Below are 23,307 nucleotides of genomic sequence, written 5' to 3' on the forward strand. Positions count from 1 at the left end.
ACACCGTCATGTTTAATGGAAAAACAATCCTAGTTACCGGTGGCACGGGGTCATTTGGCAAGAAATTCATTGCAACCGTGCTATCCCGCTACCAACCCGCACGACTGATCGTCTACTCCCGTGATGAGCTCAAGCAGTTTGAAATGCAGCAGTGTTTCAACCATCCCTGCATGCGCTATTTTATCGGCGATGTTCGCGATGCCGAGCGCCTCGACATGGCGATGCGCGATGTCGACTTTGTGGTGCATGCCGCTGCGCTCAAGCAAGTGCCAGCAGCCGAATACAACCCGATGGAGTGCATCAAGACCAACGTTGGAGGAGCCGAAAACGTCATCAAGGCCGCGCTCAACAATGGCGTACAGAAGGTCATTGCACTATCGACCGACAAGGCTGCCAACCCGATTAACCTTTACGGGGCAACCAAGCTCTGTTCTGACAAGCTCTTTGTCGCTGCCAACAATATGGCGGGCAAGAACCCGACTATCTTCTCGGTGGTACGTTATGGCAACGTGGTCGGCTCAAGGGGCTCCGTGGTTCCCTTCTTCGACAATCTGATCAAGAGCGGCGCCAGTACGCTGCCTATCACCCACCCCGAGATGACCCGCTTCTGGCTGACCTTGCAGCAAGGCGTAGATTTTGTTCTTAGCAACTTCCAGCGTATGCGCGGTGGCGAATTGTTCGTGCCGAAAATCCCGTCGGTCAAGATCACCGATCTGGCGGCAGCCATGGCTCCGACCCTTAAGCAGGAGATCATCGGCATTCGTGCGGGGGAGAAGCTGCACGAGGTGATGTGTCCGGCTGACGACTCTTTCCACACTTATGAGTTCAACGATTACTACGTGATTGCACCCAGCATCAGTTTCACCAGCCGCAACAATGATTTCAGCGTTAATGCTCTAGGTGAAACAGCCACACTGGTTGCTCCGGGCTTTGAATACAATTCCCTAAATAATCAGCACTTTCTGTCGATAGCCGAACTACAGAGCATGAACCAGCAGGTATTGTCCGAATGATCCCTTATGGCCGCCAATCGATCAGCGATGCCGATATAGAAGCCGTCGTTGCCGTACTGAAATCTGATTATCTGACCCAAGGCCAAGCCGTTCCCGCTTTCGAACAAGGACTGGCCGATTACTGCCAAGTGCCGCATGTGGTTGCTTGCAGTAACGGCACCACTGCGCTTCATCTGGCCTGCGCAGTACTGGATATTGGCGCCCAAGATACAGTTTGGGTTTCTGCGGTCAGTTTTGTTGCGTCGGCGAACTGCGTTCGCTACTACAATGCCAACGTTGATTTTGTCGACGTTGACCCTGCTACCGGTAACCTCGATGTAGTGGCACTGGATAAGAAACTGCAGCAAGCTATGCGCACCCACTCCCTTCCAAAAGCGCTGATTGCTGTACATCTGGCCGGACAGCCCTGCGATCTCGAAGAGATCGGTGCGCTCTGTCGCCAGTACGGAATCGTTCTGATCGAGGATGCCTGCCATGCACTGGGTGCCCACTATCAGGGGTCACCTATCGGTAGTTGCCGTCACAGCGATATGACGGTCTTCAGCTTTCATCCAGTCAAACCGATTACGACCGCAGAAGGAGGCGCTGTCACCACCCGAGATCAGGTGCTGGCCGACAAATTGCGACTCTATCGCAGCCATGGAATCACTCGAGATCCGCAAGCGCTGCTCATGCCCTCTCCCGGAGAGTGGTATTACGAGCAACAACTTCTGGGCTTCAACTATCGCTTGACCGACATTCAGGCGGCACTAGGGCTTAGTCAGTTGAGCCGTCTTGATCAGTTCATTACCCAGCGTCGTGAACTTGCCAGGCGATATGACGCGCTGTTATCCCTCTTGCCAGTCCAGCCGTTGCAGCAGAGTAATAATCGCCAGAGCGGTTATCACCTCTATGTCATTCAGGTGGCTGAACGCGATCAGGTGTTTGCCCGCCTGCGTGTTGCCGGCATTGGCGTCAACGTTCACTATATTCCTATCCCAGCCCAGCCCTACTACCGTGGGCTGGGACATGACCCAGCAGACTATCCGGGCGCACAAGCCTACTATCAGGGAGCAATCTCTCTTCCACTGTTCCCGGCTCTGACTCTTTCAGAGCAGCAACAGGTCGTAGATGCGCTGGAGCAGGCTCTATGCGGCTAGCTCTGGGCACAGTGCAATTCGGTCTGGATTACGGGATCAGCAATCACGACGGACAAGTCAGCGATGAGGAACTCGACGCGATCATTGCGTTAGCTCGTCAAGCAGGTATCGATACCCTGGATACGGCGCAAGCCTATGGCAATGCCGAGCAGAGGCTGGGGCAAAGAGATATCACCGACTTCACTCTCATCGACAAGCTGGCACCAGGGCTACTGCTGTCCGATGTTAAGGCCGCGCTCAACAACAGCTTGCATTGGCTGGGGCGAAAACGGCTCGATGGCTTGCTGCTGCACCGTAGCCAAGATGCCTCACCTGCCTTGTTCGAGTTACTCACCGATTTGCAGCAACAGGGCGCGATCGGAAAACTCGGGATCTCCGTCTACTCACCGGAGGAGCTCGATACCTGGAGCGCAGCTGGCTATCCTCTGGAACTGGTGCAATTACCTGCCAATTTGCTCGATCAACGCTTTTTACGCACTGGATGGCTCGACAAACTGGTAGATATGGGGTGTGAAATCCATGTTCGCTCGCTCTTTTTACAGGGCCTGTTATTGATGCAACCAGCGCAGCGACCTGACTATTTTCAGCGTTTCGCTACCGCACTTGAACGGTTTGACCACTGGCATCCCTCGGTGGCCCCGCTTGGCAGAGCCCTCTCCATCATGACAGCCCTACCACAGGTGAGCCGCTTTGTTGTCGGTGTTTGTCATGCCCAAGAGCTGGCCGCCATCGTTGCGGCCAGTCAAGTACAGCACGAGTGCTACGAGGCCGATATCGCACACCTGGCGTCTATGGAACAGGAACTTATCAACCCCGGACTCTGGAGAACACGATGATCTTGGGTATTCTGCAGGCCAGAACCAGTTCTTCCCGCCTGCCCAAAAAGGTACTAAAGGAACTGCTGGGCGCACCCATGCTGGCAAGGCAGATTGAACGGTTGCAACAGAGCAAGCTACTGGACAAGCTGCTGGTTGCCACCAGCGATCAGTCGGAAGATCGCGCCATTGCCGATCTGTGCGAGAGGTTGAATATCCCCTGTTTCTGCGGTCCTCTTGACGATGTGTTGCTGCGTTTCTATCTGGCGGCCCAACCCTACAGTCCGACCCATGTTGTGCGTCTCACCGGTGACTGCCCACTGGCTGATCCTATGGTAATAGACGAGCTGATAGCCCTCCATCTCTCGGGCAAGTTCGACTACAGCAGCAACTGCGGCCATCCCAGTTATCCGGATGGGCTGGATGCCGAGGTCATGAGTGGAGCGACTCTGGCAACCTTGCAGGAAAAGGCCACCACGCAGACCGAGCGGGAACATGTCACCTATTACGTTCGCTGTCATTCCGAACAGTTTTCTATCGGCGAACTGCAGCGCTCGCCTTCGCTGGCCCACCTGCGCTGGACTGTCGATGAGCCTGCCGACTTTGAACTGGTAGAGCGAATTTATCAGGCTCTCTATCCTGCCAACCCAACCTTTACGACCGACGATATCCTCGCCCTGCTGGCGCAGCAGCCGGAGCTGACAACACTTAATACCCGACACAAGCGCAACGAAGGATTGGCTAATTCGCTGGCCAAGGAGAATCATATATGACCTCACGTTATCAACATTCACTTGCTCTCTCGGCACGGGCGGAACAGAGCATTCCACTCGGCTCCCAAACCTTCTCCAAAAGTCGCCTCTGTTTCCCCTATGGCGCCGCCCCACTCTTTATCGAGCGCGGCAATGGGGCGCATGTTTGGGATGTAGATGGCAACGAGTATCTTGATTTTGCCAGCGGCCTACTGGCCATCAGTCTTGGATATTGCGATCCGGATGTGAATGAAGCGGTAATGGAGCAACTCAGTCTTGGCTCGATCTTTTCCCTTCCCCACCGGCTGGAAACTGAAGTCGCTGAACAGCTCATTGAGCTTATCCCCTGTGCCGAAATGGTTCGCTTTGGCAAAAACGGGACTGATGCCACCTCTGCCTGTATCAGGCTCTCCAGAGCAGTCACAGGCCGCGAGCGGGTAGCAGTCTGTGGCTATCATGGCTGGCAAGACTGGTACATCGGCTCAACCACCCGCCATTTGGGGGTCCCCGAGTGTGTGAGAGAGCTGACCCACAGATTTGACTACAACGATCTTGCCTCGCTGCAGCGCTTGCTGGAAGCTCACCCGGGCGAGTTTGCAGCCGTCATTCTGGAACCGATGAATGTAACCTGGCCAACCCCGGATTTTCTGCCTGGTCTGCGCCAACTCTGCGATGCCCATGGCGCACTACTCATCTTTGATGAGACCATTACAGGTTTTCGCTACCACTTGGGCGGGGCACAGAGCCTCTTTGGTGTGACGCCGGATCTTGCTGCGTTCGGCAAAGGCATGGCCAATGGTTTCCCGATTTCCGCCGTTGTTGGCCGCTGCCAATATATGAAACGGATGGAAGATATCTTCTTCTCCGGCACCTTCGGCGGGGATGTAATTGCCCTCGCTGCAGCCAACGCCGTCATCAAAAAGATGAGGCGACTGGATGTACCAAAGAGGCTCGCAGAGCGGGGACAACAGGTACTGGATGGGCTCGATAGCTTACTAAAAGAGATCGATGCCCCGGACTGGCTGCACACCGCCGGACACCCGAGTTGGAGCTTTCTGCTGGTTGCGGATTCAGTAAACCACTCTACCTGGCTTCTCAAGAGCTATCTGATCCAGGAGTTGTGCAAGCGAGGGATCCTCACCCTTGGCAGTCACAATATGAATCTGGCCCATAGCGAACAGGATGTGGCCGCTTTGCTGGCCGCCTATCGCGACATACTGCCAGCGCTAATCCACCATGATCACGATAAATCTCTAACAGCCAAACTACACGGCAAACCTATACAGCCAGTGTTCAAGGTACGCTAAATGATGACACTTTGGATTTTTACCGAGGGTGATAAACAGAGAGGCTTGGGGCATCTAAGTCGATGTCATTCATATGCCACTGCATGGGAAAAATTAGGTGGTAAAGTTCAATGGGTGATTGATGGCGATTCAATTGCACATCAGTTTATTAATGGGAATAACGTAGTATGGAAACAATGGCAGTTCGAAAAAATAACGATTTCCTTGAACATGGATATTGCTATTATAGATAGCTATACAGCATCAGTAACACAACTTAAAAAGTTATCATCGTTTTTTAAAATAACAGCATATGTTGATGATACTTTTCGCGTGAAATATCCAAAAGGTCTAGTTATACATCCCACACCAAACGTAACTAAAATTACAAACCATCCATCTCGATGGCTCATCGGCACATCATGGCAACCCATCAGACCAGATTTCATTGACATCCGCAAAAGGAATAAAGCACCAAAAAAAACCATTAATAATATTCTTGTTATGATGGGTGGAACAGATATTCTGGGGATAACTAACCGTATAGTTAACATCACAAAAGACATATATCCAACTGCAACAATACACATAATAACAAATATACAGACAGCATGTTCATCAAATTGTATCTATTACTCTAACCTTAGCGCCAAACAGGTAGCAGAGTTAATGTATCAAAGTGACATATCTATTTGTGCTGCAGGGCAGACAATTTTTGAGTTAATAGCATCTTTGCTACCTTCAATTATTATAAAAACAGCCGAAAACCAGTCTTCACAACTAGAGAGTATCTCTAGCCATAACTTATTTGAAATTATTGACAACTGGGAAAATGATAATATCATAGAAAAAATAATAACCTCTATGTCGATATTAAATGACTTTCAAACAAGAAAAAATCATGTTGTGAACATGAGTAAATATCCTATTCCTGACGGGGCACAACGACTATCTCACTTACTTTTTTATTATTCAAAAATATCTACAGCTATCACTTATAGAGAGTTGACATTAATCCCATTCACTCAATTAAATAAATCTGAAAAAATAACTGTTTTATCTATAAGGAATAGATATAAAGTTCGCAAAGAAATGCATGACACAAAGCGTATATCAATATCCTCTCATATTAACTTCATCAAAAGTCAAGAACAGGATCCTTGCAATTTAAACTATGCGGTTTTCTATGAAAATAAAATCATGGGTTCTACATCTTTACATAGAATCGATTGGATAAAAAAAGAGGCCTGGTTAGACATATATAGACACCCTAGTGATAAATGGTTAGGGTTTGGAAATAAAATACTTCAGGCAATAGAATATATCGCATTTGATATAGCAAATTTAGAAAAGCTAAATTTGTGTGTAAAAGTAACTAATGATGTAGCTTTTAAACTATATAAAAAATCTAACTTCCTCGAAAGAGGCTCAAATGAGGGGTTCCTAGAAATGGAACTTACTAAAAATAGGAGGTGAGATGAATTATAAGGAAAAAATTATTTTAGTTATATCAGCCCATCCTGATGATGAAACCATTGGGTGTGGTGGCACTATTGCCAAACACATTAACCAAGGTGATATTGTATATGTATTATCATTTACTAATGGTATCGGTGCCAGAGTAAATAATATTGACGATGGAAATTTATCGCAAGAGAGAAAGCAAGCATCTGATCTAGCAGCCAAAACCATTGGATTCACTTGGATTGGAAGAGGTCAATTTCCAGATAATATGCTTGATACTGTGCCACTCCTCGAATTAGCAAGATATATAGAGGAAGTAAAAAAACATATATCTCCTGATATAATATATACTCATTCGTCTGCAGATCTTAACATCAATCATAGGCGAGTTCATGAGGCAACATTAGTTGCTTTTAGAGCTCAGCCAAATGAGTCATGGCAAGAAATAAGAGCTTATGAAATTGCATCCTCAACAGAATGGGGAGTTCGTACCTTTAACCCTAACTTATTTGTAAACATCGATAAGTTTATGCATAAAAAAATTGAAGCGCTCAACTGTTATTGGATGGAGATGAGAGATATACCTCACCCAAGATCAATATCCTCCATAGAAAATATAAATAGAGTTAGAGGCTCTCAGGCTGGCTTTAATTATTCAGAAGCTTTTGAAATAATTAAATCGAGGTCGCTGTAAATGAAATATGCTATTGCTTGCAAAAGCAACTCATTCTGGAGTTTGCTACAGGAAAAATCACCTGCGTTGCTTAACAATGCAGCTTATATTTGTAAATATCAAGAGGATTTACTCCTGTTGTCTAAAAAAAATATAGATTTGATTTTTTTTCCACATTGGTCATGGATTGTTTCTAATAAGTTAATAGAAGAATGTACATGCATCTGCTTTCATAGCACTCCTTTACCCTACGGCAGAGGAGGTAGCCCCATTCAGAATATGGTGCTGAATGGACATCAAACTACTCAAGTAGTGGCACTTAAAATGACAAATCAGCTAGATGCCGGCCCTATATATTTACGCCAAGATGTATCCCTACTTGGCGGTGGCGAGGAGGTATTCAGAAGGATCTATCTCGCTAGCATATCAATGATGAATAAACTATTGCATGAACTCCCTACGCCAATACCACAAATTGGGGATGTCACATTATTTGAGCGTAGAAAAAACGAGCAAAGCAATATTGATATGAATAACAGCATTGAACATATTTTTGATAAAATAAGAGTTTTAGATGTTGATGGTTACCCTCCAGCTTATATTGACGTTGGTAAATATAGGTTAATTTTTTCGCATCCGATAATGCGATTATCTGGAGATATAGAAGCACATGTTCGCATACAGAAACATAACGATTAAAATCAAAATTGTTTCAAGGATTTAATGATAACTATGACTGAATTTACAATCAATGGACGTATAATCGGTCCAGATACCCCTCCCTATATAATTGCCGAACTCTCCGGCAACCATAATGGCCAGCTGGAGAGGGCACTGGCGCTGGTAGATGCGGCTGCCGACGCGGGAGCTGATGCCATCAAGCTGCAAACCTATACCGCTGACACCATGACAATCGACTGTGATCTACCGGATTTTCATATTCAGGGCGGTTTATGGGATGGCCATACCCTTTACGATCTCTACACCCTAGCCCATACCCCATGGGAATGGCACCAGCCTCTCTTTGAACGAGCAAAGTCACGCGGATTGACTATTTTCTCCACTCCCTTCGACGAGAGTGCTGTTGATTTTTTGGAGGAGCTGGGTACTCCTGCATACAAGATTGCCTCATTCGAAATTACCGATCTTCCCCTGCTCAGCTACATAGCTCAACAAGGAAAGCCGGTAATTATCTCTTCTGGCATGTCAACTGAAGATGAAATTGCCAAGGCAATAACCATTTTGCGTGAAAATGGTTGCTCACAGATCCTGCTGCTTCATTGTGTCAGTGGCTACCCAACCCCTCTTGCTGATATCAATCTCAAGCGGATTACCCGCTTGGCAGAGACATTTTCAGTACCCGTTGGTCTCTCTGATCACACGATGGGAAATACCGCCGCTCAGCTGGCAATAGCATTGGGCGTTGTGGCCATCGAGAAACACCTGACCTTGGCTCGCGCTGATGGCGGCCCGGATGCCGAGTTCTCACTTGAACCAGGTGAACTTAAAGAGCTCTGCAGCCAGGCAAAACTCTGCTGGCAAGCGTTGGGGTCAGGAGAAAGTGGTGACAACCAGGCTGAACAGGCAAACCTGAGATTTCGTCGTTCTTTGTATTTTGTTACCGACATTCCAGCGGGCACCACCATAAAACCGGAACACATCCGACGGATCCGGCCAGGTTATGGGTTGCCACCTGAAGCATTGCCAAAAATATTGGGAAAAAAAGCTCGCCAAGATATTTATCGCGGCCAAGCCGTCAGTCTTAAAGATATTTTTTTATAAAAAACAGTCATTGGCACATATAAGCCAATGACTATTTTAAACTTTCAAGTCACCATAAAAACGTAATGACGACCTGATATCGCCACCAAATCCTCGCTTGAAGTGACTAATATTGCATTCCTTCTCTGTCGATAAATGGCCAAGAGAGTTAATCACATTATTATAAACACTCTCCCCCATACTAAACTCAACACATCCCATATCTCTGGAGTGCAAAATACCTAGCCAAATCGGATAATGAGAAAGAGGGAAGTGAAACAGTTCTCGCTCATACACACCAACAGAGTAATAGGCAAGTTTCCCTGATGCTGCAAACAAAGACATGCCAACCAGCGTTTCATTTAAATGACTAACAACAAGAAAATTCTCTCCAGTCTGTACTAACCTCATCTGTTCTACCCAAGAGTCATGGCTTCGGGTTCGCCTACCAGCAACAGCGACATGAAACTCTTCGAAATCCAGAAAATCTTGCTCTGTTACATTATTAGCATCGATAATCTTGCACTCCAGATGACGGGCTCCCCAGTTGATATTTTGGCGGAAAACTTTTCGCATATCACTCAGCATTAATTCATCACTAACCAGCCTAATAATTTGTTCAGAATAAACTCGTGGTGATATCCCCAACACTAATAGAGTTCTAGCGACAAAACTTATTTCACTAGAAGACTCCTGAAAATCGATAACGCCTCCTTCTTGCAATAAGGAAAGAATATGGGCCTGAGCCACTAACTCAGCTTGGCGTTGCTGTTCTGCTTTACCCTTGCAAAGTAGCAAAGCAGATTGTCCATACCAACCATAATGTGCAGAGTCATTTACAATATGGCGAGTAAGTAAAACAATAATCTCACCCTCTGGATAGAACACCCCAAAAGATAAGTCTTCAAAGGATGAGTTATAATATTTCTTGAAATACTCAATATGCCCAGGAGTCCTCAAACCACCGAACTCAAGTAATCGTACACCCAGTAACTTCTCAAATTCACTGTTAGATAAGGTTTCTATTTTCATTTTTTAGCACTAATAACTAAATACTCTACTTCATTACTACTTTTAGCATATTCCCTTCGGATTGATGCAATCTCTAGGGAATTGAAGTCTGAATACAACTTTTCAGCAGTCTGAACATCAAGGAATGATGTCAGTCCATTTCCTGCCAGTGGATACCCCATCGGAATATCAGTGATGGATATATCATCACACCAAGTAAGGCCAGAAGATTGGCAAACAGAAGAGTTTTTTCCAAGATGGTAGGAAAATAAATACCCCCCTGGTTTTAGACAGCGATATATCTCAGAGATCGTTGCAATATGCTGTGTAAGGGTTAAGTGCTGCATGGATACTACATCGACTATTGCGTCAAAATAACTATCAGGGTATGGTAATTCTGTCATGCTACCGACATCAAGTTGAGCATTAACATTCCAAGATGCAATAACTTGCTTGCAAAGATCTATACCTGCTGATGATAAATCTATCCCCCAAGTATCGAAGCCTTCTTTTGCCAGCATCCATATATTTGCCCCACTGCCACAACCTACCTCAAGAATTCGACACTCACCTCGTTCTTTTTTAGATAGATGAAATAAACTGGAGGCCAAAAAACCTATCAAGCTTTCATTCGGATAGCGCCGCTGTGAAGCGGCACCATTTTCCAAGTAAAGCTTATTGAATATATTATTGTCATCATCAGTCATTTAGATACCTCTCTTTATAAATTATCTTCCATCACTCTGCAAGAAAGCAACACAGAGTGCATGGGCATAACATAATTTCAACACTCACCTGAACAGATAATTACATAGCCATAACATTTTACTTTTTAAATAAATTAACCACATCATTATCTATCATATCTACGCTGTCGAGAGCCATTGGATACATTTCTTTTGCTTTACGAAGAAAATCCAACCAAATGTCAATTGCTGGTTCAATTAGTGAAAGTGTTTTTTTCTCCCCATCAAATGAATAAGCAATGGATGTTAATAGAGTGAATACATAATTCATAGAACCAATCATAAATATCGTGATATGCTTTTGCTGAGTCGCTGCTATTTGATGAAGATAATTAAAATGTCGTAGCATCAGCTGATTAATTTCATTTCTAGATGAGAAATGCTGCTGCCATTCATCAATCATTTTATCAACAAAGTAATTGAAATATTCAATATCAAGTAATGGGTAAAAATCTTGCTTTGATAACGATAACGGAGCAGACATGCGTGTTACAATTTCACTTAGTAAAAATGATTTGTCTACTGGCTGGAGTTGGCCTAATACACGACTACGGAGAGGTGTAGCACCTGTTATCTTAGCGCCATCACTACAGTTGAAACACTGCACATCATCATGAATTTTCAATACCTGCTCTATAACTTTTCGAGATGTATCGAACATTGCATCACTAATAACAACACTACCAAAATTGCCTTCTCTTATTAATTGGCGCTCACCACATACTATCTCCGTTAGAGCTTTCGCCCCCTCTTCGCTGTTATAATAAGCACTAAATTTTGAATGATGGTGGCTTTTATCTTTATAACCATTATCCAAGCCAAACAAATATAAATTCTTAAATCCAAGATGGATCGGTACGCTGACACCAATATTACCAACCATAGGGTTCACACCACCTAAATCGGTAAAAAGTCTTGTTTCAGGAAAAAATGTCTTACACAACATGACACCTGGTTCCGAGCGTTTGAATAACAAAGCCGAATTTTTAAATAACGTGGCGCAATATGGATGGATCACATCCAAACTTAAAAAAATGATTTCTTTTAAATATTCTGGGTCATTCATACTGACCAGAAAATCATAAACACTTTTGGTTCGCTCTGTTGCGACATAAATATCAGGCCTTATACCCACGTTATGCAATGCAGTAATTGCACTTCCACAAGCAATTAATATAGCGCAATCTCTATTTTTCTCTATAACAGCAAGTGTCTCATCCAGTGAAGGACCATTACCAATAACAAAAACAGGTATGTCTTGCTGTTCTTTAAATATTTTTTCATTATTTTTTAAAAATCGCACACCCTGTTCAATATTGCTTATTGTATGTGAGAGAGCAATAAGATTGTCGTCAAAGAACCCCCACCCCATAACTAAAAGGTGATATTCAAGTTTAACTTTTTCCATTAAACTTTTTATCGTGTCATTCTGATATCCCCACATGATAAAAGAGTTTGCAATAAGAAATGCTCCACGACTATGAATTGCAGAGCCAAAATCAGTAATGATTGTTTTCTCGTCTTGCCCTAATAGAATATGTAAACCGAGGTTCTCCTGATAAAGATAATCTAGCAGAAGGTCCCAATCGAAACAAAAAAGAGATGCATAAAAGAGATCTAAGTCTGGCTCAAAAAGAAATAAAGTACCGATCTTACACTGTTCGTATAAATAGCCCAAGTGATACCCAAGACCGACCCCAAAAACCAAAGCACTGGGAACTTCGCTTGGCACTACCTCCAATGAGTCCTCTCGTAATAAAATGTCATCAAAATACGCATTAAGTTTATTTAGATACTCGACGTGCATAAATCCCAATGGGTTATCTTCTTGGCTAAATGACACTTTTGAAAGCACTCCTTTAGCCATAAAATCTTTAACCAATGTCTCGCACACAAGATATGGTTCATCGCCATAGACTGCGATATTATCATCAACCCAAGCCAGATTAGGTTGGCCATTTTCATTACAAAAAAATCGAAATGGACGTGTAGGCTTATATGATTCATATATCTCTGCAATATGAGGGATATATTTATGAAATGCAGCAATACTCCGTGAGAATCGAAGTGGTAAAGCAATAGACATTGCGGCTTCTTGTTCCGCCTGTTTTTTTAGGCGTAAAGCAACATCCTCAGCTTCTTTCAAAACACTGTTAATATATTCAGACATCATAACCCCTTAATATTCTCACTATATACTCTCTTGGCCTTACTCGCCAATCCAATAGAAGAGAGCTTTTTAAATATTAACTTTTGATGATCAGATGCCATTTTTTTCATACTTTCTTCTTGTTTGTAAATTATGGCAGCCAATAACATTGCATCCTGTTTAAGATTTTGTTTATTTTCAACCAACTGTAACAGGCTCTCAATCAATGATTGCCGATAATCCATCCTAACAGATGCCTCATCATAACATTTTTTCGACAAGAGAGATTCGATCTGCTCGTAATTATCTGTAAGTGCTTGTTGCAAAGAGGTTAGGCTTATCATTATAGCTCTCCTAGCTGTTGTCTCATTTGATAACCTTGTTGTTTAGCGACCTCAGGTAATTGATCCCAACCGGATTTTATAGTCACCATCAACGCCATAACCTCTTCAATTGGGGCGGTATCCAATGCAAGGCTGCCATCCCAGATCCGCTCATCCATATAGGAATAAAGGCTATACAAATTTTCAGCAACAGTCCCTTGATTCATATCCAACGCATCCTGTAAACCGTGTAATAATCCTTGTGCTTTAGATACCGCTGTAGCTTTTGCTTCCATATCACGACGTTCAATTGCGCCTTTGGCTTGAGCCAAGCGTTCAAGTACACCTTGCATCATGAGTTGAATCACACGATGAGGATCGGCAACAGCCAAGTCAGCAGCGACACTGGTTGCCTTATATGCTTTTAGATTACGCTGGTACATCGCCTGCTCCTCGTAATATTAATTTATTTCTTGTTATTAATCTGTAATGATTGCAGTGCTGACGCAGAGTGATTCATCTTAACCAACAACGCATCCAGACTACCATATTGTGCACGCAATGATGCTTCATATTTTACCAGCTGAGCATTTGATGTTGCCTGCTTTTGATTCAAACTACGTAAGTCTGCATTCAATGTATCGGTACGCTCAGCCAACATACCACCGGACTTGGTATACTCTTTTAATCCTTTATTCAATGCACCGGCAAGGCCATTATCACCACCGAACAAGGCAACAACCTGATCAAAGTTTTTATCAACAGCTTGGCCAAACTTCTCGTTATCCAGAGATAGCTTGCCCTTATTATCCATTTTTATACCAATCTCGAAGATACTCGAGTACGTTGTACTGGTACCCGTTTTACTAGTAATAGTATTGGCCATAAAGTTACTGATTGTCCGAGTGCTTGCATCCCCAGCCAGAGCGCCACCATCATCCTGCCTGACACCACCAACTATACTGTTGCGCTTGCCAAGCGCATCCATTTTATCCTGCAGTGCGTTGTATCCATCAACAAACTGCTTAACCATATCCTGGATAGATTTTTTATCTGTTGTGATATCTACTTTGTTTGATTTTAGATCACCACTGCTATCTTTATCAGAAACTCGCAACACGGTGAGTTTCAGGTCTTGGATAGAATCATCAAAAACGTTGGAATCACTTTTAAGTGCATTTCCATCAACAACAATTTCGGCACTACTTGCAGCCTGTGTTTGACTCATAACATTGCTAGGAGAACCAATAGAGAACATACCTAGCTCTGAGGTATTTCCAGTGATAGTCAAATCCTTACCATCACCAGAAATGCCGGAATCAATAATTAACTTGGCTTTACCATCCAAGGTGTTAACGATATTAGCACTCAGACCAAAGTTATCCCCACTGCTATTGATGGTTTTCCTAATATCCTGCAAGGTATATCCAGCTTTAACATCGATCTTGAACTCTTTATCACCAGCCTTGAAAGTCAGTTGACCATCCTGAGTAATGAGTGGTGCGGTTGAGCTGTCAAATACGCCCTCCTGACGACTGGTTGTCGCCAATTTATTAACTGTGACATTGTACTGACCATTAGAGCCACCACTTTTACTCTCAACCTTCATCACAGGATTATCTTTATCCTGCGTGATGTTGATAGACCGCTTGTTGAAAGCTCCGGGCTTGCTCAATGTGTCGAGAATATCGGTGAAGGTCGTGAGGGATGACTTGAGCTGACCAATGCCAGAAAGCGCGATCTGGGTGCTGTTTTGTTTTTTGATAATCGGTTGTTGCAACTGTGCCTTCTTGGCCGCCACACTAGCCGCAATCACACTCTCAAGATCGATTCCCGAACCGGCACCGGCAGAGGTAATAGCCATGTTATTTTCTCCTCATTCTTTCAATTTATATCTCGCGATCGAGTAACAATCCAAGTTTGGGATTTGCCCCCGCCTCACCTTGACGCAAGGCCTGAATCCGTTTGTGAATGGCGAGCAACTCTTCGGTGGGGATTTGGCGTATCACTGACTGGGTATCAGTATCCATAACCTTAATCACTACTTGGCCCAAGTCTTGCTCCACACTGAAATTAACAGTCCACCCTTGCAGGTGGCCAAACTCCTGCAAATTTTGTACCTGCTTTTCAATATCTGACTGATTTTGCTGCTGAAGGAGGCCATTATCCTTTGGTTCTTGCTCTTTCCGTGGCGCAACATGAGCATCTTCCACAGCTTCTTCCATCGTTCCAGAAAGCAGTTGAGCGGCCACTTGGCCGCTCTTGTCACTTAGCTGTAAGGAAGCGCCATGGGCAGATGACAGATTGCCTATTTCAGTTGTCATCTTATATCTCCCATCTTAGTCAGCTGGGTCTACTCATTATCCAAGCAGGGAAAGAGCGGACTGCGGTCTCTGGTTAGCCTGAGCCAGGATGCTGGACGCCGCCTGTTGCAGAATATTTTGTTTGGTCATATTGGCCGTCTCAGTCGCAAAATCAGCATCACGGATGCGGGAACGAGCCGCACTGACGTTTTCCGAAATATTCGCCTGGTTACGGATGGTAGAGTCCAATCTGTTTTGTACTGCACCCAGTTCAGCACGTTTACCATCCACGACAGCTAACATCAGGTCTGCTGCAGCCAACACCTCCTGCGCGTTACTCTGGCTAACGATGCTAATCCCAGTTGCAGCACCACCAGTAAATATAGCTGTCACATCCAACGCCGTACCAATCACGGTCCCCATGTTAACAGCTGTACCCGCAGCTTTGGCAATCCCGGAGATACTGAATCCCATCGATTGATCCAAGCCAAAGCTTATGGTTTGTTGTGCATCCGCCCCAACCTGGAAGGTCCCAGTGTATGAACCATCCAGCAATTTTGTTCCTGCAAAAGTAGTATCTCTGGAGATACGATTAATCTCAGAACCGAGCTGATCGACCTCTTTTTGCAGCGCTTGACGATCCTTGGCAGAGTTGGAACCGTTAGCTGACTGTTGTGCCAGAGTGCGCATACGCTGCAGCATGCCGGTGACTTCATCCATGGCACCTTCGGCAGTCTGCGCCAAAGAGATGCCATCGTTAGCATTTCGGTTACCCTGATCCAGACCGTTGATCTGGGAAGTCAAACGGTTGGAAATCTGTAGACCCGCCGCATCATCTTTTGCGCTGTTGATACGCAAACCAGATGCCAGACGAGTATATGAGGTATCCAGAGATTTGGTGGTATTCATCAAATTACGCTGGGCGTTCAGTGATGACGTATTGGTGTTAATGAACATGGCCATAATAAATTCTCCCGAAGAACATGCGACTGCAGGTTGCGTCGTCAAAACTGCACGACGTCCCACCGTTTGAAGAGCAGGTTGAACATTCCAGTCTCTTCAGGCGGGTGTCTGTTTGAACGAACAGGTCACCCGCAGTAGTGCAAACGTTGGATTCCGAACACCCCTCGATTGCTTCACTTTATTTAACGGCAGCACAGAGACAAGCTTTAGGAAAATTGTTGCCCAAAGCGGCAACTTTTATCCGGCAGGCGGCAACAGAACATGAATTGAGCAGCGTCACCATACAACTCACCGCTGATGATGACGCAGTTTACGGCATGAGGTACATTGGCACGGTTCATGCAATGAACAGAACGACGTCAATTTGGCGACACAATAAAAAGAGGCCGGTAAACCGGCCTAAAGATGAGCATATGCTCAGGAGAATATGACCAAGCGTGACAGAACTGAACAGCTGGACAACACTTGGCATTACTAGTAGAGAATTATATCTCTCCTGATAGAACAGAGTGCGACCCGAACACCCCTTTGTTCCATCTCTTGACCAGGGCGGCCTGAACAACCGCCCTGTTTTCTTTTGTTAGCCTTGCAGCAGTTGAAGTGCTGACTGAGGTCTCTGGTTAGCCTGTGACAGGATACTGGAGGCTGCCTGCTGCAGTATATTCTGCTTGGTCATGTTGGCAGTTTCGATGGCAAAGTCTGCATCTCGGATACGGGAACGAGCGGCGCTGACGTTTTCTGAGATATTGGCTTGGTTGCGAATAGTCGAATCCATCCGGTTCTGTACCGCACCCAGTTCAGCTCGTTTACCATCCACAACTGCTAGCATCAGGTCTGCAGCAGCCAACACCTCCTGCGCACTACTCTGGCTAACGATGCTAATCCCTGTTGCGGCACCACCAGTAAATATAGCAGTCACATCCAACGCCGTACCAATCACGGTCCCCATATTAACGGCTGTACCGGCAGCCTTGGCAATCCCAGAGATACTGAACCCCATCGACTGATCCAAGCCAAAGCTAATTGTTTGTTGTGCATCTGCACCAACTTGGAAAACACCACTAAAAGTACCATCTAGCAATTTGGTACCTGCAAAAGTGGTGGAAGTAGATATACGGTTGATCTCTGCACCCAGCTGATCCACCTCTTTTTGCAGCGCTTGACGATCCTTGGCAGAGTTGGAACCGTTAGCCGACTGTTGTGCCAAAGTACGCATACGCTGCAGCATGCCGGTCACTTCATCCATGGCACCTTCCGCAGTTTGTGCCAGAGAGATACCATCATTAGCGTTACGGTTACCTTGGTCCAGACCGTTGATCTGAGAGGTCAAGCGGTTGGAAATTTGCAGACCCGCGGCATCATCTTTGGCGCTGTTGATACGCAAACCAGATGCCAGTCGAGTGTAGGAAGTATCCAGTGATTTGGTCGCATTCATCATATTACGCTGAGCGTTGAGTGATGAAACGTTAGTGTTGATAAAAAGGCCCATGACTATTCTCCTAAGCTATTAAATTTACTCTTCTATTTGCTCGAGCTTTATTATTTTCTGTGCCCGATGCGTCTTATTTAACGGCTCGTTTTTGGATGTCTTTAGCATTTTTTTCAACGCTTCATCGCATTAACGCCGCTTACCTTATATATCGGCGGGTCGGGGGGATACTTAAGGAAAAAATCGGACCTTAACCTGTGATGGGCTCAACCTTCTGAAGCTAGCCAACGGCAGGGGGTAAACGAGACACTACCGTTTATGCCGCGAGAAAAAATCCGTCCCGACTCTCAATTTTGTCGAGCACTGTTGGCGATTGGGCTCACCAGCCCCTAAAATCGCGGCCCCATCAACAATTTGGCGTGAGTTGTTCTCCATGCAGACACTGGTTGAGCAGATTGTTTACATCAGCGACATGTTTGGTACTGCGGTATTCGCGTTTTCAGGGGTATTGGTGGCTGGCCGACTCAGAATGGACGGGTTTGGCGTCATGGTTTTGGCGGCGGTCACTGCCATCGGCGGCGGCACCATCCGTGACATGATCCTGGGAGCCACCCCCGTATTCTGGGTGCGCGATCCCCTCTATATCTGGGTCGTCATCGCGACAGCGCTGATCGGTATGTGGATGGTCAAGCTGCCCCGCAGGATGCCCTGGTATGTGCTGCCGGTGGCGGATGCCTTCGGACTGGCCCTCTTTACCGTGATCGGTGCCCAGAAGGCCCTCAACTTCGGCACCCCGGGGCTGATTGCCGTGATCATGGGCACCATGACCGGGGTAGCCGGTGGCATGATCCGCGATGTACTGGCGCGGGAGGTCCCCATGGTGCTGCAAAAAGAGATCTATGCCACCGCCTGTATCCTCGGCGGCATTCTCTATACCCTGGCACTGGAGGCGAACATGGACAGGGTAACGGCCATGCTCATCTGCATGACGGCCGTGTTTGGCCTGCGGGTCGCGGCTATCTACTGGCATCTGTCGCTGCCCACCTTCTCCCTGCAACGCAATTGAGAGCAGGCCCACAGCGTCATCATGTCGCTGTGGGCCACGCGTTGAACCAAATAAGCTTTTCTGTTGTCATAGAAGCAGTCGTTGTTAGCCGGAACTTCTCATGCGCAAAATCGGTATGCTTACCACCCTTATCCTGGCGAACGTGACGGCAGCCCACGCCGAAGCACAAGTGGTATTTGGACGACTGGCCTCGGCGCCGGTGCAGCAGTTCAACCAGCAGATACGCCAAGCAAGCCATCAACAGCAAAACTGGGTTAATGACTACCGTGAGGTAGCTCTGCGATTCGTCGGTCATGGTGACACACCCAGCCGCATCCATGCCCAGCAGCTGGACAATGATCTGGTGCTCTCGGTCGCCCTCGACGGCAGCAAGAGCGACATGATCTACATCCTGACCCTCTATCGCAGCAACAACCTGTGGCAGATGCGGGAGGCGGAAATGGGCTGGCGTTGTCAGGGGCAAGACTCCTTCACTCCGGTTCCCTGTCCCTGATAGTCAGGGCTCACTCTGTGAAATAAAAAAATCCGGCACATTGGCCGGATTTTTTTATTGAAGGTAAAAACACGCTTACGGGCGGTACACCTTGACGTTGTCAAAGCCCTTCTCTTTCAGATAGAGCGCCTGCAGCTTGCTCATCACACCGCGATCGCAGTAGAGCAGGTAGGTCTTCTCTTTGGGCAGATCGCCAAAGGCGGTGGCCAGCTTGAAGAAGGGGATATGCAGTACTTCACGACCTTCCACCACCAGCGGCTTCTCGTCGTGTTCGTCGGCAGAGCGGATATCCAGGATCACCTCGTCAGCGCCCAGCACCTGGGTGGTTTCCACCTCTTGCACTTCAGCGGCAGTCTCTTCACCGATACGACGGATATCGAGGTAACGGGCCTCGGAGACCACCTTGTCCAGAATGGAGAAGTCAAAATTGGTCTCTTCCTCTTCAATGCGGGAGAGCTCGGCCTTCACGGTCGGCTTCTTGGAGATGACACCGCAATACTCTGGCATGGTTTCGGCGAACTCCAGGGTGCCGATGCGGCGGGCTTCACTGATGATATCCGGCTTGTCCCAAGTGATGAGCGGGCGCAGGATCACCTTGTCGGTGACCCGGTCGATCACGTTCAGGTTGGTGAGAGTCTGGCTGGATACCTGACCCACACACTCGCCGGTCACCAGCGCCGGGATCTGGAATTCATCGGCTACCTTGGCGGCAGCACGCATCATCATCCGCTTGAGCACCACGCCCATCTGACCGTTGTCGATCTTCTCGAGGATCTCGGCAACCACCGGCTCGAAGTCCACAGCGGTGAAACGTACCCGGTGGGAGGAGCCGAAACGGTTCCACAGGTGGTAGGCCACCTGCTTGACGCCGATTTCGTGGGCAGCCCCGCCCAGATTGAAGAAGCAGTAGTGCACGCGGCAGCCGCGCTTGATGAACTGGAACGACGCCACGCCGGAGTCAAAACCGCCGGAGATGAGGCTCAGCACATCTTCCTGAGTGGCGATGGGCATGCCGCTCAGGCCCTGATGGATGGCGCTGACGATGAAGAGCTCCTCGCCGTCGATCTCGAGGTTGATCTTCACATCCGGGTTCTTGAGGCGCACGCCGTTGCTTTCGCAGTGCTGATTCAGTCCACCGCCCACATAGCGCTCAACCTCGAGGGAGGAGAACTCATGCTTGCCGTGGCGCTTGGCGCGCACGCAGAAGGTTTTGCCCTTGAGCTGGTCACCCCACACGGCTTTCACCTGCTCGAAGATGTCGTGCAGATCGGTAAACTTGCTGGCTTGTACCTCGAGGAAGGCCTGAATGCCCGGAATACAGGCCAAAGCTTCGATAGCCTGCTCGCGGAACTGGTCATTGCGGGAGCTCACGATCAGCTTGTCCCAATCCATCCGTACGCGGGCATCGTCGTCGAAGCAGCGCAGGACATTGCGGATATTGCCCTGCAGAATCTTGATAAAGCGCTGGCGAACCGACTTGCTCTTGATGGTGATTTCCGGGAACAGCTTGATAATGAACTTCATGGGGGCTCTTTAAATTTTTAAGTAAATCAATGACTTACGAGTGGCGATGGGAACAAATGTTAGAATAGGAGTTCCCGTGAACAGCTGCACATTATCTCACAGCGACCAGATTGTTGCCACCATTGCCAAACTACCAGCGTCCACCTTCGGGACCCCCTACACCAAAGAAGTTGCATTGGTCATAGCCCGTCACATGAACAAAGCTCAGGGCTGGGCTGCCTGTCTCTACCTACGTTCCATCGCTAAAGCTGTCGGCTGCACCACTCGCACAGTCCGCAATGCGCTGCGTCGTCTGGAAGATCTTGGTTTCATCAAGACCGAACACCGTAAGCACGACCAGATAGCCAACTGGAATCTGGCGTCAATTTACCGTCTCGGCTCTGCGATCATGTCAATTTTCCGCACCCCCAGCACCCAGCGTCCGGCTAAGTCTTTGACTTCTTCTAAACAGAAACAAAGTAACAAAGATAACGCTCTCGCTTCTTCGCCTGTGGGTAAGTTCGGCATGTTCGACCACAAGCGAGTCATCAAGACACCGGAGGAATGGGATGCCTGCAAGAAGGCCAGCCAAGAGCACAACAGGAACGCCCTACAGAAGCTCAAGGACATGCTGAGGGCACAACGATGAACGGACAGAAAAAGCTTGTGTGCGTGGAAGATGGACTAGGGATAACCGAGGGCCAGGTATTCCCTGTGCTGGGGGAGAATGGGAGCGTGTGGGAGATCCTGCTGGGCGGTGAGTACCGGAAGGTGAACAAGCGGTCTGGCCGTGTGCAGGGCTGGAAGACAGGCCCGAGGTTTGGCTATGTGGACAAGTACGGTAACTGGGCTAACCAGAAGCTGACCCAGTTACCTAATCGCTAAAGCACACTTTTAGAACAACCGCACCTGAATTAGGAACCTGTACGGATCACTAAGTTAAACCGCTACTAATTCTGCAATTTTTGCAGCAACAACCGACATTGTATCTTCCCCAGTGTCCAAGCCGCTGCGTGAAGCAAGCAGAGGGCTGACATTGCGGAGAGCAACATACGTTGTGTTATGCACGATTGGGACAAGCTGGTTGCCAGCCAATAGAGCTGAAAGCTCTTTGTCAGCGACGCCCTCTTTAGGCAATCTTTCCAGCAAAGCAGGTGTCACAAGTACCAGCCCAATTCGGGAGTTTGCCAAACCCTTGTCGATGGCCCGCATCATCGGAACACCGAGACCAAGATCCTTCTCACTGAACCAGACTTTGACACCCGCCGCTTCGAGTAAATCATGTAGCTCTTTGGCTACCCCTTTCCGGTCATCCCACGCATGGCACAAAAATACATCACGAAGATCAGGCTGCTCTGCTGCTCTTGTCTCTACAGTTTGACGGATTGGCGTGAGTGATGTCACTTCGTTGGGTGTGTAGAAAACTACGGAACCGGCTTTTGACCAGCTAGGCTTTACACTGCGGCTACTGCTCCCCGATGAAGATGATGGTGAAGGGCTGTAGCTCCCGTAACTACTACCGCCGTAACTACCGCTGTATCCCCCACCGTAACTTCGGCTTTTATAACGACAAGCAGGACAGGCAGCCGCTGCCGCAGCTGAACTATGTCCCCGAACTGGTGCTGTACATCTAGCCATCTTTCAACTCTCCTTTATAACCTACAAATGTATTAACCACAGAATTAATCAAAATAATTTCAATTGGTTAGATCAATTAAAATCGGTCTCTGCATGAGAGTACGGTTATAACCCAAATGGGTATTAGAGAACAATTGAATGATCGATCAATAGTCAATGGCATCACGCGAGGCCAATGGAAATCATTCATCTGGGCTTTGCTGGTGTGCTCCTATGTGCGTGAATTTTTCAGGTCACAGGAACCAAGAATTCAAATTGGAGCGCGGCTAGAGGTGGTGCTACACAGACAGCCCAAGCATGGAGGTCATTGCAGCAGCGGCAACGGCTTTGATCGTCTCAAAGGTCATGTCGAGCCCTTTGTCAGTATTTCTCTCACCGTTTCCCAGTCACGCTTCATCTGGCCACTCCGCAGTCCATTAAAACCTCTTCAGACAACAGCATGTTACCTAACGAATCCGTCAGGGCAAAATCGGCATTATTATCGTGCCCTCTATCAAGTACATGCCAATACAACATGGACTCTTATGAGGTGATAAGGCAGATTGATCTGCGACTAACTGTATCTAAGATACCAAGGGGGCAACGTTGAAGAACTATGTGGTGATCATTGCAAACGGTACAAACAACATTGAATTCACTATGGAAGCGGACGAAACACCAGTTTTTCAGCAAATCGTCGATGCTGTAATGCACACTCCATCTATTTCCTCCCTACTAGGTGGCGCTGGTCTGCACTCTTTCACCGTAGTTAGCATTGAAGAGAAAATTTAAGGGTTTTAT

Annotated in this window: 26 protein-coding genes; 15 read left to right on the top strand and 11 right to left on the bottom strand. The window is 47.0% G+C overall.

Going from position 1 to position 23,307, the window contains the following annotated elements:
* The first annotated feature begins 8 nt into the window (after positions 1-8).
* From pseB to pseI, 9 genes are read left to right on the top strand one after another with little or no spacing between them, the layout of a single operon-like run.
* Positions 9-1,013 carry a UDP-N-acetylglucosamine 4,6-dehydratase (inverting) gene (gene pseB, locus ACTG2W_RS04645; protein WP_106843014.1) on the top strand — a complete coding sequence of 335 codons (1,005 nt, stop codon included), beginning with the start codon at positions 9-11 and terminating at the stop codon, positions 1,011-1,013.
* Entirely contained in the window at positions 1,010-2,152 is a 1,143-nt protein-coding gene (pseC, locus tag ACTG2W_RS04650) for a UDP-4-amino-4,6-dideoxy-N-acetyl-beta-L-altrosamine transaminase (protein WP_106843015.1), read from the top strand. Before pseB ends, pseC begins: the two co-directional genes overlap by 4 nt.
* Positions 2,143-2,988: an aldo/keto reductase gene (locus ACTG2W_RS04655; RefSeq protein WP_106843016.1), complete on the top strand. Its 846-nt coding sequence runs from the start codon at positions 2,143-2,145 to the stop codon at positions 2,986-2,988. The genes pseC and ACTG2W_RS04655 overlap by 10 nt, the downstream gene beginning before the upstream one ends.
* Positions 2,985-3,740, top strand: coding sequence for a cytidylyltransferase domain-containing protein (locus tag ACTG2W_RS04660; RefSeq protein WP_128835967.1), 756 nt, complete (start codon positions 2,985-2,987; stop codon positions 3,738-3,740). Before ACTG2W_RS04655 ends, ACTG2W_RS04660 begins: the two co-directional genes overlap by 4 nt.
* Complete coding sequence (locus ACTG2W_RS04665; protein ID WP_128835968.1) at positions 3,737-5,026, top strand: aminotransferase class III-fold pyridoxal phosphate-dependent enzyme; 1,290 nt, start codon at positions 3,737-3,739, stop codon at positions 5,024-5,026. Before ACTG2W_RS04660 ends, ACTG2W_RS04665 begins: the two co-directional genes overlap by 4 nt.
* On the top strand, positions 5,027-6,481 hold the full coding sequence (gene pseH / locus ACTG2W_RS04670; protein ID WP_128835970.1) for a UDP-4-amino-4,6-dideoxy-N-acetyl-beta-L-altrosamine N-acetyltransferase: 1,455 nt from the start codon (positions 5,027-5,029) through the stop codon (positions 6,479-6,481).
* A gap of 1 nt (position 6,482) precedes the next feature.
* Positions 6,483-7,163: a PIG-L deacetylase family protein gene (locus tag ACTG2W_RS04675; protein ID WP_439983808.1), complete on the top strand. Its 681-nt coding sequence runs from the start codon at positions 6,483-6,485 to the stop codon at positions 7,161-7,163.
* A complete protein-coding gene (locus tag ACTG2W_RS04680) occupies positions 7,164-7,841 on the top strand; it encodes a formyltransferase family protein (RefSeq protein WP_128835973.1) in 678 nt (225 codons plus the stop codon).
* Between the two features lie 33 nt (positions 7,842-7,874).
* Positions 7,875-8,924: a pseudaminic acid synthase gene (gene pseI, locus ACTG2W_RS04685; protein WP_128835975.1), complete on the top strand. Its 1,050-nt coding sequence runs from the start codon at positions 7,875-7,877 to the stop codon at positions 8,922-8,924.
* Between the two features lie 36 nt (positions 8,925-8,960).
* Here the strand turns inward: pseI and ACTG2W_RS04690 are convergent, their stop codons facing one another.
* From ACTG2W_RS04690 to ACTG2W_RS04730, 9 genes are all read right to left on the bottom strand, one after another.
* Positions 8,961-9,935, bottom strand: coding sequence for a hypothetical protein (locus tag ACTG2W_RS04690; protein ID WP_128835977.1), 975 nt, complete (start codon positions 9,933-9,935; stop codon positions 8,961-8,963).
* The gene (locus ACTG2W_RS04695; RefSeq protein ID WP_106843021.1) at positions 9,932-10,621 is read right to left on the bottom strand and encodes a class I SAM-dependent methyltransferase; all 690 of its coding nucleotides are present in this window, start codon (positions 10,619-10,621) and stop codon (positions 9,932-9,934) included. The genes ACTG2W_RS04690 and ACTG2W_RS04695 overlap by 4 nt, the downstream gene beginning before the upstream one ends.
* A 118-nt stretch (positions 10,622-10,739) precedes the next feature.
* Positions 10,740-12,830 carry a motility associated factor glycosyltransferase family protein gene (locus tag ACTG2W_RS04700; RefSeq protein ID WP_106843022.1) on the bottom strand — a complete coding sequence of 697 codons (2,091 nt, stop codon included), beginning with the start codon at positions 12,828-12,830 and terminating at the stop codon, positions 10,740-10,742.
* A complete protein-coding gene (locus ACTG2W_RS04705) occupies positions 12,830-13,153 on the bottom strand; it encodes a hypothetical protein (RefSeq protein WP_106843023.1) in 324 nt (107 codons plus the stop codon). Before ACTG2W_RS04705 ends, ACTG2W_RS04700 begins: the two co-directional genes overlap by 1 nt.
* Complete coding sequence (fliS, locus tag ACTG2W_RS04710; protein WP_106843024.1) at positions 13,153-13,575, bottom strand: flagellar export chaperone FliS; 423 nt, start codon at positions 13,573-13,575, stop codon at positions 13,153-13,155. Before fliS ends, ACTG2W_RS04705 begins: the two co-directional genes overlap by 1 nt.
* A gap of 23 nt (positions 13,576-13,598) precedes the next feature.
* Positions 13,599-14,996, bottom strand: a complete 1,398-nt coding sequence (gene fliD, locus ACTG2W_RS04715) for a flagellar filament capping protein FliD (RefSeq protein WP_106843025.1) — start codon at positions 14,994-14,996, stop codon at positions 13,599-13,601.
* 25 nt (positions 14,997-15,021) lie between these two features.
* Positions 15,022-15,456, bottom strand: coding sequence for a flagellar protein FlaG (locus ACTG2W_RS04720; protein WP_106843026.1), 435 nt, complete (start codon positions 15,454-15,456; stop codon positions 15,022-15,024).
* A 36-nt stretch (positions 15,457-15,492) separates the two neighbouring features.
* On the bottom strand, positions 15,493-16,398 hold the full coding sequence (locus tag ACTG2W_RS04725; protein ID WP_106843027.1) for a flagellin N-terminal helical domain-containing protein: 906 nt from the start codon (positions 16,396-16,398) through the stop codon (positions 15,493-15,495).
* 580 nt (positions 16,399-16,978) lie between these two features.
* The gene (locus tag ACTG2W_RS04730) at positions 16,979-17,887 is read right to left on the bottom strand and encodes a flagellin N-terminal helical domain-containing protein (protein WP_106843028.1); all 909 of its coding nucleotides are present in this window, start codon (positions 17,885-17,887) and stop codon (positions 16,979-16,981) included.
* Positions 17,888-18,260: 373 nt separating this feature from the next.
* On the opposite strand from ACTG2W_RS04730, the gene ACTG2W_RS04735 reads away from it, so the two are divergent.
* Positions 18,261-18,893 (top strand): trimeric intracellular cation channel family protein, encoded by a 633-nt coding sequence (locus ACTG2W_RS04735; RefSeq protein ID WP_005333975.1) that lies wholly within the window; start codon positions 18,261-18,263, stop codon positions 18,891-18,893.
* Positions 18,894-18,993: 100 nt separating this feature from the next.
* Positions 18,994-19,386, top strand: coding sequence for a hypothetical protein (locus ACTG2W_RS04740; protein ID WP_005361529.1), 393 nt, complete (start codon positions 18,994-18,996; stop codon positions 19,384-19,386).
* Between the two features lie 75 nt (positions 19,387-19,461).
* Here ACTG2W_RS04740 and thiI read toward each other — a convergent pair whose 3' ends face one another.
* Positions 19,462-20,910 carry a tRNA uracil 4-sulfurtransferase ThiI gene (thiI, locus tag ACTG2W_RS04745; protein WP_106843029.1) on the bottom strand — a complete coding sequence of 483 codons (1,449 nt, stop codon included), beginning with the start codon at positions 20,908-20,910 and terminating at the stop codon, positions 19,462-19,464.
* Between the two features lie 46 nt (positions 20,911-20,956).
* Between thiI and ACTG2W_RS04750 the strand changes: the two genes are divergently transcribed.
* Together ACTG2W_RS04750 and ACTG2W_RS04755 are read left to right on the top strand one after the other, a co-directional pair.
* Positions 20,957-21,538: a helix-turn-helix domain-containing protein gene (locus tag ACTG2W_RS04750; protein ID WP_420093698.1), complete on the top strand. Its 582-nt coding sequence runs from the start codon at positions 20,957-20,959 to the stop codon at positions 21,536-21,538.
* 86 nt (positions 21,539-21,624) lie between these two features.
* On the top strand, positions 21,625-21,774 hold the full coding sequence (locus ACTG2W_RS04755) for a hypothetical protein (RefSeq protein ID WP_440016071.1): 150 nt from the start codon (positions 21,625-21,627) through the stop codon (positions 21,772-21,774).
* 54 nt (positions 21,775-21,828) lie between these two features.
* Here the strand turns inward: ACTG2W_RS04755 and ACTG2W_RS04760 are convergent, their stop codons facing one another.
* The gene (locus ACTG2W_RS04760) at positions 21,829-22,293 is read right to left on the bottom strand and encodes a toll/interleukin-1 receptor domain-containing protein (protein WP_234799738.1); all 465 of its coding nucleotides are present in this window, start codon (positions 22,291-22,293) and stop codon (positions 21,829-21,831) included.
* 86 nt (positions 22,294-22,379) lie between these two features.
* Between ACTG2W_RS04760 and ACTG2W_RS04765 the strand changes: the two genes are divergently transcribed.
* Positions 22,380-22,523 carry a hypothetical protein gene (locus ACTG2W_RS04765; RefSeq protein WP_235656991.1) on the top strand — a complete coding sequence of 48 codons (144 nt, stop codon included), beginning with the start codon at positions 22,380-22,382 and terminating at the stop codon, positions 22,521-22,523.
* A gap of 589 nt (positions 22,524-23,112) precedes the next feature.
* Positions 23,113-23,298: a hypothetical protein gene (locus ACTG2W_RS04770; RefSeq protein WP_106843032.1), complete on the top strand. Its 186-nt coding sequence runs from the start codon at positions 23,113-23,115 to the stop codon at positions 23,296-23,298.
* Positions 23,299-23,307: the final 9 nt, after the last annotated feature.

This window comes from Aeromonas sp. 96A (assembly GCF_051919165.1).
Classification (GTDB): Bacteria; Pseudomonadota; Gammaproteobacteria; order Enterobacterales; family Aeromonadaceae; genus Aeromonas; species Aeromonas veronii.